This window comes from Neisseria elongata subsp. elongata (assembly GCF_900113545.1).
In the GTDB taxonomy this organism is placed as follows: Bacteria; Pseudomonadota; Gammaproteobacteria; order Burkholderiales; family Neisseriaceae; genus Neisseria; species Neisseria elongata.
This window is the reverse complement of sequence record NZ_FOPS01000011.1, coordinates 40,187-53,922: the sequence shown is the minus strand read 5'-3', so window position 1 is coordinate 53,922 and position 13,736 is coordinate 40,187. Positions and strand designations below refer to the sequence as shown.

Annotated in this window: 14 protein-coding genes and 1 tRNA gene; 10 read left to right on the top strand and 5 right to left on the bottom strand. The window is 53.3% G+C overall.

Annotated elements, in window-relative coordinates; translation table 11 throughout:
- The first annotated feature begins 33 nt into the window (after nt 1-33).
- The 6 genes from BM261_RS10085 to mutM all read left to right on the top strand — a co-directional run bounded on the left by BM261_RS10085 (nt 34) and on the right by mutM (nt 6,493).
- Complete coding sequence (locus BM261_RS10085; RefSeq protein WP_240317909.1) at nt 34-3,390, top strand: TonB-dependent receptor domain-containing protein; 3,357 nt, start codon at nt 34-36, stop codon at nt 3,388-3,390.
- Between the two features lie 7 nt (nt 3,391-3,397).
- Nucleotides 3,398-3,547, top strand: a complete 150-nt coding sequence (locus BM261_RS12700) for a hypothetical protein (protein WP_162817031.1) — start codon at nt 3,398-3,400, stop codon at nt 3,545-3,547.
- On the top strand, nt 3,544-4,041 hold the full coding sequence (folK, locus tag BM261_RS10080; RefSeq protein WP_074897886.1) for a 2-amino-4-hydroxy-6-hydroxymethyldihydropteridine diphosphokinase: 498 nt from the start codon (nt 3,544-3,546) through the stop codon (nt 4,039-4,041). Before BM261_RS12700 ends, folK begins: the two co-directional genes overlap by 4 nt.
- Before the next feature lie 111 nt (nt 4,042-4,152).
- On the top strand, nt 4,153-4,803 hold the full coding sequence (locus tag BM261_RS10075) for a deoxynucleoside kinase (RefSeq protein ID WP_040666530.1): 651 nt from the start codon (nt 4,153-4,155) through the stop codon (nt 4,801-4,803).
- 6 nt (nt 4,804-4,809) lie between these two features.
- Nucleotides 4,810-5,598, top strand: coding sequence for a 3-methyl-2-oxobutanoate hydroxymethyltransferase (gene panB, locus BM261_RS10070; RefSeq protein ID WP_074897884.1), 789 nt, complete (start codon nt 4,810-4,812; stop codon nt 5,596-5,598).
- A 73-nt stretch (nt 5,599-5,671) separates the two neighbouring features.
- Nucleotides 5,672-6,493 carry a bifunctional DNA-formamidopyrimidine glycosylase/DNA-(apurinic or apyrimidinic site) lyase gene (gene mutM / locus BM261_RS10065; protein WP_074897881.1) on the top strand — a complete coding sequence of 274 codons (822 nt, stop codon included), beginning with the start codon at nt 5,672-5,674 and terminating at the stop codon, nt 6,491-6,493.
- A gap of 96 nt (nt 6,494-6,589) precedes the next feature.
- Here mutM and BM261_RS10060 read toward each other — a convergent pair whose 3' ends face one another.
- Entirely contained in the window at nt 6,590-6,979 is a 390-nt protein-coding gene (locus BM261_RS10060; protein ID WP_074897879.1) for a RidA family protein, read from the bottom strand.
- 383 nt (nt 6,980-7,362) lie between these two features.
- On the opposite strand from BM261_RS10060, the gene BM261_RS10055 reads away from it, so the two are divergent.
- Nucleotides 7,363-8,184, top strand: coding sequence for an HpcH/HpaI aldolase/citrate lyase family protein (locus BM261_RS10055; RefSeq protein ID WP_074897877.1), 822 nt, complete (start codon nt 7,363-7,365; stop codon nt 8,182-8,184).
- A gap of 963 nt (nt 8,185-9,147) precedes the next feature.
- Here the strand turns inward: BM261_RS10055 and copM are convergent.
- From copM to BM261_RS10035, 4 genes are all read right to left on the bottom strand, one after another.
- Nucleotides 9,148-9,528 carry a CopM family metallochaperone gene (gene copM / locus BM261_RS10050; RefSeq protein ID WP_074897875.1) on the bottom strand — a complete coding sequence of 127 codons (381 nt, stop codon included), beginning with the start codon at nt 9,526-9,528 and terminating at the stop codon, nt 9,148-9,150.
- 229 nt (nt 9,529-9,757) lie between these two features.
- Nucleotides 9,758-11,086, bottom strand: a complete 1,329-nt coding sequence (locus BM261_RS10045) for a DUF927 domain-containing protein (protein ID WP_240317910.1) — start codon at nt 11,084-11,086, stop codon at nt 9,758-9,760.
- Nucleotides 11,040-11,618, bottom strand: coding sequence for a tyrosine-type recombinase/integrase (locus BM261_RS10040; protein WP_240317911.1), 579 nt, complete (start codon nt 11,616-11,618; stop codon nt 11,040-11,042). Before BM261_RS10040 ends, BM261_RS10045 begins: the two co-directional genes overlap by 47 nt.
- Before the next feature lie 129 nt (nt 11,619-11,747).
- Nucleotides 11,748-11,832 (bottom strand) — tRNA-Leu (locus BM261_RS10035).
- A gap of 176 nt (nt 11,833-12,008) precedes the next feature.
- Between BM261_RS10035 and BM261_RS10030 the strand changes: the two genes are divergently transcribed.
- The 3 genes from BM261_RS10030 to groES all read left to right on the top strand — a co-directional run bounded on the left by BM261_RS10030 (nt 12,009) and on the right by groES (nt 13,719).
- A complete protein-coding gene (locus BM261_RS10030; protein WP_074897872.1) occupies nt 12,009-12,659 on the top strand; it encodes a GAF domain-containing protein in 651 nt (216 codons plus the stop codon).
- Nucleotides 12,652-13,236 (top strand): GTP cyclohydrolase II, encoded by a 585-nt coding sequence (gene ribA, locus BM261_RS10025; RefSeq protein WP_003774862.1) that lies wholly within the window; start codon nt 12,652-12,654, stop codon nt 13,234-13,236. Before BM261_RS10030 ends, ribA begins: the two co-directional genes overlap by 8 nt.
- Before the next feature lie 195 nt (nt 13,237-13,431).
- A complete protein-coding gene (gene groES, locus BM261_RS10020; RefSeq protein ID WP_003774857.1) occupies nt 13,432-13,719 on the top strand; it encodes a co-chaperone GroES in 288 nt (95 codons plus the stop codon).
- The last annotated feature ends 17 nt before the right edge of the window (nt 13,720-13,736 follow it).

Here is a 13,736-nt window from a genome sequence, read left to right as displayed (position 1 = left end):
CCTGCTTCATGCCGTCTGAAACCATTATTTCTCATGATTAGCATCTTAGGCGGCATAACCCCTGCCGCATGGGCAGAAGGGGACGGCACAACGACAGAAGAAGGGAAATTGGCAGATGTTCAGGTCATCGGCATCCGCGACCGCGACAGAAGCGGCCACAGTCAAGTCTACACCCGCGACATCAGCAACCTGTACAAAGGAAAACAGGAAATCGAAACCTACCGCGGCAGCAGCGTGGCCGATTTAATCGGCGGCATGGCGGGCGTGTTCAGCGGTGACGCACGTAACAGCGGCGCGCTCGATCCCAACATACGCGGCATCCAAGGTGAAGGAAAAGTGCCGGTAACGGTAGACGGCACGGAACAGGCAATCAGCGTTTGGAGAGGATTTGAAGGCATATCCAACCGCAACTACATCGACCCGAACCTTATCAGCAGCGTGTATGTGGAAAAAGGCGCATCGGCAAACCGCGACATCCGCACCGGCATAGGCGGTTCGGTCAGCATGAAAACGCTGGAAATCGACGACGTCGTGCCGAAAGATCAAAAATTCGGCATGGAAGTCAAGATGGAAACCGGCAACAATACCATCAAGCAGCGGGAATACGCCCACGCCGAAACTTGGGGTACGGACTACCGCCGTTATCCCAAACCCTATTCTTTCGACCGCATGGAATGGGCGATTATGTTCGACGACAGCGACCGCCAGGAACAACGTTTCGGCGGGCGAGGAAAATTATTTAAAGACAACGCCTTCCGCATTTCAGCCGGTATGCGCGGCGAAGTGTTTGACGGCTTGATTGCCTACGCATGGCGCGACAAGGGCAATTACTTTGCCGGCAGCAAGGGCGCGGAACGCTACGGCTACATCTCCGACGCCAGCTCCATAACCGAAGAAGAATTTACCAAAAAAGTTAGGGATATTCAGCAATATACCGCCAATGTCGGTATGTATTACCATCCGTCCGGCGAAGTGGCCAACACATCCCTGAATATGCGCTCGTGGCTGGCCAAAGGCACGCTTAAACTGCACGACAACCAAAAAATACAGCTCGGCATACGCCATACCAACACCCGTTTCGGCGAAATCATGCCGTACAGCATCCTGTTCGGCAATATCGGCGGCAGCAAGCTCAAATCCGACGGCTCCGCCCAAACCGATATGAGTAAGCTCACCAAAGGCACGCTGATGGCGGAATGGCCGCAGGCATGGGTAAAACAGACCGCCGTCAATCTGGATTATTCTTGGAACCCCGAGAACAGCCGCTGGGTAGATTTGAAGGCGGGGATTTGGGGCACGTTCAACGATTCGCAAACCAACTCCACGGGCGGCTATCCTGCATCGACCCTATTCCTCGACAAAGCATTCAACGACAAATACGCCGAAGACTGGTATTACAAAGGCAAAGAGCCGGAATGGGACAAACTGCCGCCCAACACCAACAACCGTTTTACCGTCTTCAACGCTGCCGCCTACCGCGCCAAAAACAACCGCTTGGGCATCAATTTGTCCAACCGCATGAAGCTGGCCGACACCCTCGAACTGACCCTGACGGGCGATTACCAACGCGAAAAACTCAAAGGCAGCAGCGACACCAGCTGGATACTCGCCCTGCCGCACGACAAATACCGCAAGCTGGTGTGGGACGACCCCGAAACCACCTTAAACTCGAACTTCGCCATGACCATGCCGCGCCAAGGAAAACGCAATGAATGGAATGTCGGCTTCAACTTCAAATACGAACCGACGCCGTGGCTGACCCTGAACGCCGGCGGCCGCTATACCGACTACCGCATGACCGATACCTTCGTCCGTGATTATCTGTCCAAACATCGCGACCGCTTGGAAGCAGAAGGCGAATTTAACGTATTGTCTGAAAACAGCCGCAATGTCGCCGCCATCGGCAGCAGACTGGCCACTCCAGAAGAATACCGCGCCCGCATGGATTTGAAAGCCAGATACGAAGCCGCATTGAAAGCCTATGAAGAAAGCCCCGAAGTGGTGCGTACGCAAGCGGCATGGGACGCATACGACCAAAAATTTTGGGCATGGATAAACACCCTGCCCGTACCCGATTACGCCTGGGCGTTGGAAAATATGCCCGAAGAAACGGAAAGGCGGAAAAGCGGCTACCCTGATTTCATCCCGTGGCCACAAGAGCTGACCGATTTAAGCGAAGAATACAACAATTCAACCACACTGCCCGCCAATATAGAACAAGGCTATATGCCGCTTACCGACTGCACGACAGACCCTGCGGCAGGAAACTGCATTTATTGGAAAAACGGCGAAAACCCCGTTTCAGACGGCCGTCTGAAACAATTTGCCGAAAAAGGCATCAATCAAGCCACCGGAGAAGTCGAAAACAAATACCAAGGCGGCACACTAATCGGTGCAAAAAGCCCCGTTGCCGAATACCGGCACCTGACCGAAGAAGAACTGCGCAACTCATGGAAAAAAAGCGGCCACGCCTTCGCCCCCATGTTCTCCGCCACCGTCAAACTCGGCGACCACACCCGCCTGTTTGCCCGTTACACCGAATTCAAACGCTTCCCCAGCATGTATGAAGGCACATTCGGTTTCGGCAACCACAGCATCGCCAAGCTGTTCAGCATCCCCTTCGACCGCACCCGCTACCCGCTCAAACCCGAACATGCCAAGAATTGGGAAATTTCCCTCAGCCACGACTTCACCCGCCTGCTGCCCAAAATGCGCTATGCGGACGTTCGTCTGACCTACTTCCACAACAAAACCCGCAACGTCATCGACCGCAACTATACCACCTGGCAAATCAGCAATTACGACAAACAAGTCATCAGCGGCTTAGAGCTGCAAACCCGCTTCGACAACGGCCGTGTTTTTGGCGACTTGGGCGTGGTGCGCAACATGAAAAACGAAGTCTGCGACCACCGCGCCATCGAACAGCAATATGATGTGGAAATGTTTGTCCAAAAAGGACGCACTTTCCCCGTACCTTACTGTCAAAACGGCGGTCTCACTGGCGGCTGGCTGATCAACCGCATCCAGCCGCGCTGGTCAGTCGTTGCCAACCTCGGCGGCAGGTTCCTAAACGAAAAACTCGAAATCGGTTCGCGCCTGACCTTCCACAGCCGCGTTGAAGACAAACAACAGCCGTCAGCCCGCTGGCGCGACTACTACCTGCAACGTGACGGCGCAAACAGCAAAGCTTTCAACAGCGACAACAGCAACGCCAACTGGCAGCCCGTTACTGTCGTGGATGCCTATGTGCGCTACAAATTCAACAAACATTTCAGCGCAGAGCTGACGGGCAGCAACCTAACCGACCGCTATTACCTCGACCCCATGAGCCGTTCCTATATGCCCGCCCCGGGCCGTACCCTGCGCATCGGCCTGACGGGCAAATGGTAACCGCGCAATGCCCGAAACACACGGAGGCCGTCTGAAAACACACTTTCAGACGGCCTCCTTTACAAACCCCGCGCCAAACGACAAAATCCTGCCTTTCCATACCAACCATAGCCCATCGGACAACCCCTGCCCGTTGCCGTCCAGAGAAACCTCATGACTACCCCCGTTACCGCCGTTATCGCCTTCGGCAGCAACCTCGGCGAAAGCACCGACACCATACGCCTCGCCGCCGAACGCCTGTCCCGACACCCCGGCATCGCCTCGCTCCGCCTGTCGCCGCTCTACCGTACCGCGCCCGTCGGCTATACCGACCAACCCGACTTCGTCAATGCCGCCGCCCTAATCGAAACCACACTGCACGCATACGCCCTGCTCTCCTTACTGCACACCGTCGAACAAGATGCCGGGCGCGAACGCAGCTTCCGCAACGCCCCGCGCACCTTAGACTTAGACATCATCGACTACGGCGGCCAAACAAAAGACGACCCCGCCCTCACCCTGCCCCACCCCCGCGCCCACCTGCGCGCCTTCGTCATGCGCCCGCTGGCCGACATCGCACCCGACTACCCGCTGCCCGGGCACGGCAGCGCGCGCGATCTGGCAGAAACCTTGGGAACGGACGGCATCACACCGCTTACAGAGGCTGTCTGAAAACAAAAATCCCACCGAACAAACGGCTTGGTCGCCAAGCGGCAAAAACGTATAATCGCGCCATCCCCAAAACGCGCCGCATCCGGCCAACCACAGATACCGGGAAAACATATGGACTACCAATACATCGTCGTCGAAGGCTCGATCGGCAGCGGCAAATCCGCCCTTGCCCGCAGGCTGGCCGAATATTTCAACGCCCTCTACCTGACGGAAAGCCCCGAAACCAACCCGTTTCTCGACCTGTTCTACCAAAACGCCGCCAACCACGGCCTGGCGACAGAACTGCATTTCCTGATGCGCCGCGCGAAAGCCATCGACATCATCAACGCCGAAGAAACGCGCAACGGCCGCGTGGTGGCCGACTTCCTGCTGGAAAAAGACCAAATCTTCGTCCCCGTCGTCTTAGATGACAACCAACAGGCAAACGAACAAAACCTGTTTTGGGAAATCAAACACAAAGTCATGCCCGACATGCCCTTGCCCGACCTCGTCATCTACCTGCAAACCGGCAACGAAGCGGCACAAAGACGCTTGGTTTCCCGCAACGGCGTCGGCGCGCTGAACCTATTCCCGTCGGGCTACCTGAACCAAATCCACGAAGAATACCGCCGCTTCTTCCACCTTTACGATAACGCCCCGCTGCTGATTGCCAACAACGACGACATGGACTTCACAGACAACGACGACCATTTCGAGCTGCTGCTGCGCACCATCAGCCACATGCAGGGCAACCGCCACTACCTCAACCTGAAAGACAATTAAAACAACATGATTACCGTAAACACACTGAATAAAATGAAGGCCGAAGGCGAAAAAATCGCCATGCTCACCGCCTATGAAGCCAGCTTTGCCGCCCTGATGGACGAAGCGGGCGTGGACGTACTTCTGGTGGGCGACTCCTTGGGCATGACCGTCCAAGGACGCGATTCCACCCTGCCCGTCAGCCTGAACGACATGTGCTACCACACCGCCGCCGTCGCACGCGGCAGCAAAAACACCATGATTGTGGCCGACCTGCCCTTCGGCGCCTACCAGCAAAGCAAAGAACAGGCCTTCGCCGCCGCCGCCGAACTGATGGCCGCCGGCGCGCATATGGTCAAACTCGAAGGCGGCGTCTGGATGGCCGAAACCACCGAATTCCTGAAACTGCGCGGCATCCCCGTCTGCGCCCACATCGGCCTCACCCCCCAGTCCGTCCATGCCTTCGGCGGCTACAAAGTCCAAGGCAAAGGCGACAAAGCCCAAGCCCTGCTCAACGACGCCGTTGCCCACGAAAAAGCCGGAGCCGCCATCGTCCTGATGGAATGCGTGCCTGCCGAATTGGGCAAACAGGTAACACAAACCGTCTCATGCCCCACCATCGGCATAGGCGCGGGCGTCGATTGCGACGGACAGGTTTTGGTCATGCACGACATGCTCGGCATCTTCCCCGGCAAAACCGCCAAATTCGTCAAAAACTTCATGGCAGGTCAGCCCGACATCCAATCCGCCGTCAAAGCCTATGTGGAAGCAGTCAAAAACAAAACCTTCCCCGCAGCCGAACACAGCTTCCTCTAAACACTTTCAGACGGCCTCATCCCCATCAAGAGGCCGTCTGAAAACATAAAAACACACCAACCACGCAAACATCATGCCCGAACTGCCCGAAGTCGAAACTACCCTGCGCGGCATCGCGCCCCACATCACCGGCAAAACAATCGTCCGCACCACCGTCCGCCAAGCAAAACTGCGCCACCCCGTCCCGCCCGATTTGGACAATATCCTAAACGGCGAAACCGTCCTGCGCTGCACGCGGCGCGCCAAATACCTGCTCGTCCATCTTCCCCAAGGCATCCTGCTCATCCACCTCGGCATGTCCGGCAGCCTGCGCATATTTACCTCCGGCAACGCCCCCGACGCAGGAAAACACGACCATGTCGAAATAGAATTTTCAGACGGCACCTTACTGCGCTACCACGACCCGCGCCGTTTCGGCATCGTCTCATGGTATCCCGGCCCGGAAGAAACCCACCCCCTGCTGCAAAACCTCGCACCCGAACCGCTGGGCAACGGCTTTACCGCCGACTACCTCCACAACGCCCTGAAAAAACGCCGCAGCCCGATAAAAAGCGTATTGATGGACAACAAAACCGTCGTCGGCGTAGGCAACATCTACGCCAACGAAAGCCTGTTCGCCGCCGGCATTGCCCCAAACCGCCCCGCCATGCAAATCAGCCGCAAAGAAGCGGCGGCACTGGTACACCACATCCGCGAAACCCTGCGCCGCGCCATCGAAAAAGGCGGCAGCACCCTGCGCGACTTCGTCGACAGCGAAGGCAAAAGCGGCTACTTCCAACAAGAATACAAAGTCTACGGCCGCCAAGGCCAATCCTGCCTGCAATGCGGCGGCAGCATCGAAAAGACCGTCATCGGCCAACGCGGCACATTCTACTGTCCGAACTGCCAGCACTAAGCCCATTGACTAGCCGCAAAACAAAACACACAGCCGCAAAAAAGGCTGTGTGTTTTGTTTCAAGCATAGGCCGATACGGCCTCCATCGGCCAGCCGTCAGGCATTCAATACCAAAACCGCCTCGGCTTCCACCTGAACGCCCTTCGGCAAAGCGGCCACACCAACCGCCGCACGCGCGGGGAACGGCTGAGAGAAATATTCGGCCATCACTTCATTGAACACGGCAAAATTGTCCAAATCCGTCAGATAAGCATTCAACTTGACCACATCGTCCAGCGAACCACCGGCAGCCTCCGCCACAGCACGCAGATTTTTAAAAACCTGATGCGCCTCGGCACGGAAATCACCGCCGCCAACCACTTCCATCGTTGCAGGGTCGAGCGGAATCTGACCGCTCAAATACACAGTATCCCCCGCCCTGACGGCCTGACTGTACGCACCAATCGCCGAAGGTGCCTGATCACTGTGAATAATCGTTTTACTCATAAAAAACTCCTTTCGAAAAAAGGCAATTATAATCACATTTTTTAACCATCACCGCTAAAAGCACCCTGAGGCCGTCTGAAAATCCGCCCGAACCGTGCAGACCGCAACAGTACCCTCAAAACGCTGCAGTCAAAGAACGGTTCAAATCATCCCAAACCGCCCTCCCTCCGGAAACCGATCCCTTTCAGACGGCCTCCTCCCCTGCATATGAAAACACACCTTCAAATGTCAAAGCACACACCCGCCGTCCCACCTCACATTCCAGACGCGGCACCGGCCGTCTGAAAATACAGGCAAAGCAAAAATGTGAATGCATAATGAAAACGGTATAATCCAAACTGGTTCGATTAACAGCAAACAGGCCGTCTGAAAAAGGAAAAAACATGTTGGATCAGCCCATACCGAAAATCTTCCTCTTCGTCCCAGCCACCCAGCCCGACCGCATCCCCAAAGCCTTCGGCATCGGTGCCGACGAAGTCATTGCCGATTGGGAAGACTCCGTCTCGCCTGCCAACAAAGCACAAGCCAGAACCAACATCGCCGACTACTGCGCCACTGCAAACGCCCGCCCGATTTGGCTCCGCATCAACTCCGCAAACAGCACCCATTTCGCCGACGACCTCGCCGCCCTGCAAAACCTGCCGGCGGTAAAAGGCATCATCCTGCCGAAAGCCGAACGCCCGGCCGACATCACCTCACTCTACCAAAGCAGCGGCAAACCCGTCATCGCCGTCCTCGAAACGGCTTTGGGCATACTCAACCTGCCCCAACTGGCCTTCGCCCACGGCCTGCACGCCCTCTCCTACGGCTGCCTCGACCTGTCCAACAACCTAGGCATCCAAACCGGAACGGCGGCGGCGGACGTATTTTTCAACCGACTGCGCACCGACCTCCTCCTCCACAGCCACCTCAACAGTCTGCACCCGCCGATTGAAACCGTATTCCCCGATTTTTCCGACAACGAAGGCCTGCGCTCATTTACCGCCTTCTGGCGCGACATGGGCTTCGGCGGCATGCTCTGCATCCATCCCAAACAAGTGGCCGTTACCAAACTGATGTTGCGCCCCTCGGCAGAAACACTCGAATTTGCCGAAAAAGTTTTAATCGAATACGAACAAAACAGCTCACCGGTATTCCAAATAGACGGTCAAATGGTCGACATCCCGGTTATCGAACGGGCAAAAAAACTACTGGGCAGGACATAACCCGCATATAGCAAAAGGCCGTCTGAACAGACGGCCTTTTAACAACCGGATTGATGAGAATCTTGCCAACGGATAAAACAAAAATCATGGGACTGACATAGAAAATTGATTAAATTTTCACTATAAAGCCATTTCCAAATACTAAAAATACTCGGCTTTATATTAAAGCCAATGCAGGTTATCAGATACCCCAAATATACCCCCACTTTTTTGCTTTACTCAATTGCACGGCAATGGGTGGAATTAGACAATTAGGAAGGGGCAAGCAGGATGGCAATCGGCCTGAAAGCCCCGTGGTTATTGGATTTGGTTTATGGCATTGGACGGCATTAGACAAAAAAATAACCGCTCGAAAGCGGTTAATTTTTACAGTGTGGGACGGAGGGACACAAACTAAAGGCATAATTCATTGTTTTATATTATAAAAATAATAAAGCAATCTAAATATACCCACAAATATTCCCACATTTTGCAAAGGTCAAAAAATAATTTAGCAGTCTAGGCCGGTCATTATAACTTTTTTTGGGGCGTGTTGTTATTTGAGTGATCAGGCCGGCGGCTTCTCTCTCAAATTTAAACCGCTATATATATATACAAAATGCACTGGTTACTCTGGTTACCTGGTTACCAGCCCCTAAAAACCTTTATAAATCAACGATAATGCGGTAACCAGTTATGTCCTTGTCATTGGTTACCAGTGCCGGTTAAGTGGTTACCCGCCGCGTTTTGCTTTCTTTTTACGGACTTGCAAAAATCTAGGGACTGCGTTATTACGCGCGCGCGTATTGGTGTCGAAATTATTTATTCACTGCCTGCCTTTTGGGTAGATATGGCGTAAATAGGCTAAAATTGCGCTGTAAGCGTGTTTCATTGATTGGGTAGCAACTGTATTTTTGCCAGACGGGGTGAAAAATACAGTTGCTACACCTTGGTTTTAAAGAACGCGGTTAGCGAGGATGCAGGCTACGGCTTACTTTTTTTGTTGTGTGCTTTAAGCCATTTTTGCATTTGTTCAATTTCCGCTTGTTGTGCGTTAATAATATCCTCAGCAAGCTTACGCATTTCAGGATCCTTTCCGTATTTTAATTCAACTTCCGCCATTTTTACTGCACCAATATGGTGCGGCAACATACCTGCTGCAAAAGCAACATCAGGATCTTTATATTGTGCAGCTGCCATCATGTCTTGATTCATTTGATCCATACCTTGCATTAATTCTTGTTGCATTGCAGAACCTGTCGACATTTGCATATTCATGTGTGCTTGATGCGGTTGCTCATTAGCTTGGGCATAATTTGAAATTGCAATAGCGCTAAGTGTGATAAAAGTCATAAGTTTTTTCATGTTTTTCGCCTATGTGATAACTAAAGGAACACGAATCATAAACTTTGACCTAAGGTTAAAGTCAACATTTATTTCGATACACAAGGGTTGGTATAAGGAAAGGGGCAAACAGTCCTAATTTTTGAAATTTAGGGGCTTCCTGTTGATTTTATGCTTTCTTGGTTGGTCTGCCTGAATGTTTGGACGTAAAAAAGCCCGCCATTGTCGGTAATAGCGGGCTTGCTCTTGGTTATTCGTCAAAGTCGGGCGGGGCTTCTCCCATCAAAACATAGAATCGGCTTGCAACGCCGCTGCGTTTGCGCTGGTGTTGCCATCTGCCGTTGTCGGCTTTTTTTAACCATTCGTGATTATGTAGGACTTCACACGCTTTGCGCGAGCTATATCCCTTACAGACTTCATTTTCAAAGGTTACGGGGACTATCCAATACTCATCTATGCTTCCCTCCTGTTTCCGATAACCTGCGTGATTTTGGTTCACGGTTTGGGCGTTCCAGTCTGAAAAGCGCATTGACAGTGCGTTAACGTCCATAAAGGCGATCACTTGTTCAATGATTCGGCGGTCTTCGCGGTTTCCTGTGCCGTTTTCTTCAAGCCATTCATTGAAACACTGCCTTACTCCTGCCTCTCCTGCTCCTTGTCTTATGCCGGTAATAGGGGCGGCATATTCCAAGACGGCGGCCAAGAGGGCGAAGCGGCGGGCAATTCTTCGCGCCTGTCCTTCCATTGGTGGCAAGGTCTCAAGGAATCGGGCGCGGCTGGCTTCTACGGCTTGGGCGGCGGCTTCTTTTCCGTCTTTGAGGATTTGGCGGATAAGGGCGCGGCCTGCTGTTCCTCGCTGCTTGGCTGTGGCTTGGTTGATATGCTCCGACAGTTTCGCGCCATCTGCGAAGCCGTGCAACGTGTCGTATATGCCAAATCTTGCCTCTGCCTGTATGTCAGGTAACCTAACATGATTACCCGCTTTCCATTGGGCGCGGTCTCCTATCAGGCTCTCTGGGTTTATTTCGCCGGTCGAAAGTATCAGATTGCGCCATGTTTTCTGCCGGCGGTTGCCGCCATCTTTTGCGCCCTGTGTTTTTGACACGCCGTTGATAACGCTGTAAACCATTTGCGGGATTTTTCGCGGGTCGGCTGATTGCCCGATTTCATCTAACACCAGCAAGCCATCATTGCGGGCTAAAGCTAAATTCTGCAAGCCAAGCGGGGTAGTATCCCAATTTCCTTTAGTGGTTTCAGGGTCGCCCCATACGCTCAAGGCAAGCCGCGCGGCGGTTGTTTTGCCTTTTGAGGAATCGCCCGCTAAATGGAAACCGCCTCCCTCTTCGTTCAAAAGTGCCAAGAATGGCGCGGCCATGCTTAAACCTAAAGCAAGGCATAGGCGGCTATTGTTCTCTGCGTATCGCGCGGCCTGTTCCTGCCATTCCTTGAGGCTGCCTTTTTCTGTGTAACCGTCTTCCCATATCGCGGGCGTTTCTTGCTCTAGTTGCTCCGTGTCGGCGTGGGCGGGCTGGTTACAGGCTCGGACTACCAAAGCCAACGCCCCTAGCCATAATGTCATCAAGCAAGTTTTTGATGTGGGTTACCTTGATTTCATTAACGGGGATTTCTCCAATGACTGGGAAAACGTCATTTTTCAAATAACGCATGATCCGCTCGGCGTGGTGTTCTTTCCAGCGGGGCAAATTGTCCTCGTACCATTGCTTGGCTAAATGCTCAAAAGTATTTAACAAGGCGGCTTGTCGGGCTGCTTTGGCTTCTTGCTTGGCTTTGTTGGGGTCTTGCCCTTGTGCAATCATGCGGCGGGCGTTTTCGGCGGCTTGGCGGGCTTCTACCAGTGAAACGGTCGGATATTTCCCGATAGTGAAGTCTTTCTCTTTGCCATCTATACGGTATCTCATGCGGAATATTTTTCCGCCCGCTGGTGTAACTTCAAGATACAGGCTATTTCCATCAAATAACTTGATTTTCTTTCCAGTGTCAGCCGGTTTGGCGGCTTTGATTTGGCGGTCGTTTAGTGGCATTTGTGGGTATGCTTTACAGTGGTTTTGGCTGATCCCCTGAATCATACCCACATTTTGTGCTTTACTCAATTAAATGGCATTGGGGGTATTTAGACACTTGGCAAGGGGTATATTGGCCTGAAAGCCTTGCCAGTATTGAATCTTGATTACTGTGTTAGATTTGATTAGACGAAAAAAAAGCCCCTAAAAGGGGTTGGGTGGTGCGGACGGAGAGACTCGAACTCTCACACCTCTCGGCGCCAGAACCTAAATCTGGTGCGTCTACCAATTTCGCCACGTCCGCGTTGTCGTTGTAAGAGAAGGCGCGATTATACGGAAAATGAGCCGATTTGCAAATCAGATTGTATCCGTTTACTGTTTGGCTTGAAAATTTGCCGAAACGGGCTATATTGTCGGCTAGTGTTTTCGGCCGTCTGAAACGGTTTCAGACGGCCTGTTTTTATCGAAAGAATTTTGAATATGTCTGAAGTATTGGTGCGCGATTATCTGCAAACGCAGGGTTTGAAGCTGGCAGCAGGTGATGTAGCCGTGGCCCGTTTGGCGGCGGAAACAGTGATGAATATGGGGCAGGCCGAGATAGATAGGTCTGTATTGTGGGGCAATGGAAACGAGGCCTGTGCGGCCGACTATTTTACATGCGATGAAACGACGGAGCAGATTTTAAAACAGATTTTTATGGCTTTGGATTCCACCTGGGAGCAATCGGCGGCGCAATCGGCGGCAGTGTATGTACTGCTGCCCGAGCAGGCGGGCTTGCTGCGGCTGTCGCAGCAGGGGCAGCCGATTGAAGCCTTATTGAAGTTGGACGAAGAGGCAGAAGCGGCTTATCTGCCGAGCCGGACGGCTAACCGGGGCTGGTTGAATTTGGTTGAAGATACTGCGCGTTGGCTGGAGTCCGGTGAAATTTCGGGCGAACATCATGCGCGGAACGGCAGTCAGATGTCGCTGCCCGTCTGTTTGGAAAACGGCCGTGTTTTGGGAGTGATTCAGGTGGAAGCGGCGCAAAAAAACGGCTTCGATGAAACGGCACAAGCATTGTGGGTAGCATTGGCTTTGGCTTTGGCGGCACCGTTGACCGCCTTGCTGGGTGCGGGGGAAGAGGATGAGTAAATTGAATTTTGTCGCCGCCTGCCGCCTGCCGACCGAATGGGGCGTTTTTACCCTGCACGGTTTTGAGGATGAAAACGGACAGGAACATGTAGCATTGACGATGGGCGATGTTTCAGACGGCCTTCCGGTACTGGCACGGGTGCATTCCGAATGTCTGACCGGAGATGCACTGTTTTCGCGCAAGTGCGACTGCGGCCCGCAGCTTCAGGCTGCGATGCAGGCGGTGCAGCGTGAAGGCCGCGGGGCGATTGCCTACCTGCGGCAGGAGGGACGCGGCATTGGTTTGATCAATAAAATCCGTGCCTACCGCCTGCAAGATCAGGGCTTGGATACGGTGGAGGCCAATTTGGCTTTGGGTTTGCCGGTCGATGCCCGCGATTTCGGTTTGGCACAGCAGATTTTCGCCCATTTGGGCATACGGAGCGTCCGGCTGCTGACCAATAATCCCGACAAAGTGGAAACGCTGCGCTCGGCGGGTATAGAGGTTGCCGAACGCGTGCCCCTGCATGTGGGCGAGAATGCGGAAAACGAACATTATCTGCACACCAAAGCGGAAAAACTGGGGCATATGTTCTGATGTTGCAGATTTTGCGCGTTAAATAAAAATATGATTGGGAGGCCGTCTGAAAACAGGCGGCACATTTTTTTACCGATACGGGCTTGAATTTGCCTGCGGCAACCCTATTTTGCCCGTCGTTGAGTCGGATGTATGATGCGTCCGGCCTTTGGATTGCCCGCAAGGGCTTGTTTGTTTTCATTTTGGAGTACACACATGACCATCCGTCCTTTACACGACCGCGTCGTCGTCAAACGCTTGGAAGCTGAAGAGAAAACCGCATCAGGCATCGTCTTGCCGGGCGCAGCCGCTGAAAAACCCGATATGGGCGAAGTAATCGCCGTGGGCGCAGGCAAAATCGGTAAAGACGGCAACCGCCGTCCGCTGGATGTCAAAGTCGGCGACAAAATCATCTTCGGCAAGTACAGCGGCCAAACCGTAAAAGCCGACGGCGAAGAGCTGTTGGTGATGCGCGAAGAAGACATCTTCGGCATTGTGGAATAATAAACATCCGCATATTC

Excerpts from the sequence above, each read along its gene's own strand:
- BM261_RS10085 (WP_240317909.1), top strand. The coding sequence starts at position 34 with ATGATTAGCATCTTAGGCGGCATAACCCCTGCCGCATGGGCAGAAGGG.
- BM261_RS12700 (WP_162817031.1), top strand. The coding sequence starts at position 3,398 with ATGCCCGAAACACACGGAGGCCGTCTGAAAACACACTTTCAGACGGCC.
- folK (WP_074897886.1), top strand. The coding sequence starts at position 3,544 with ATGACTACCCCCGTTACCGCCGTTATCGCCTTCGGCAGCAACCTCGGC.
- BM261_RS10075 (WP_040666530.1), top strand. The coding sequence starts at position 4,153 with ATGGACTACCAATACATCGTCGTCGAAGGCTCGATCGGCAGCGGCAAA.
- panB (WP_074897884.1), top strand. The coding sequence starts at position 4,810 with ATGATTACCGTAAACACACTGAATAAAATGAAGGCCGAAGGCGAAAAA.
- mutM (WP_074897881.1), top strand. The coding sequence starts at position 5,672 with ATGCCCGAACTGCCCGAAGTCGAAACTACCCTGCGCGGCATCGCGCCC.
- BM261_RS10060 (WP_074897879.1), bottom strand. The coding sequence starts at position 6,979 with ATGAGTAAAACGATTATTCACAGTGATCAGGCACCTTCGGCGATTGGT.
- BM261_RS10055 (WP_074897877.1), top strand. The coding sequence starts at position 7,363 with ATGTTGGATCAGCCCATACCGAAAATCTTCCTCTTCGTCCCAGCCACC.
- copM (WP_074897875.1), bottom strand. The coding sequence starts at position 9,528 with ATGAAAAAACTTATGACTTTTATCACACTTAGCGCTATTGCAATTTCA.
- BM261_RS10045 (WP_240317910.1), bottom strand. The coding sequence starts at position 11,086 with ATGACATTATGGCTAGGGGCGTTGGCTTTGGTAGTCCGAGCCTGTAAC.
- BM261_RS10030 (WP_074897872.1), top strand. The coding sequence starts at position 12,009 with ATGTCTGAAGTATTGGTGCGCGATTATCTGCAAACGCAGGGTTTGAAG.
- ribA (WP_003774862.1), top strand. The coding sequence starts at position 12,652 with ATGAGTAAATTGAATTTTGTCGCCGCCTGCCGCCTGCCGACCGAATGG.
- groES (WP_003774857.1), top strand. The coding sequence starts at position 13,432 with ATGACCATCCGTCCTTTACACGACCGCGTCGTCGTCAAACGCTTGGAA.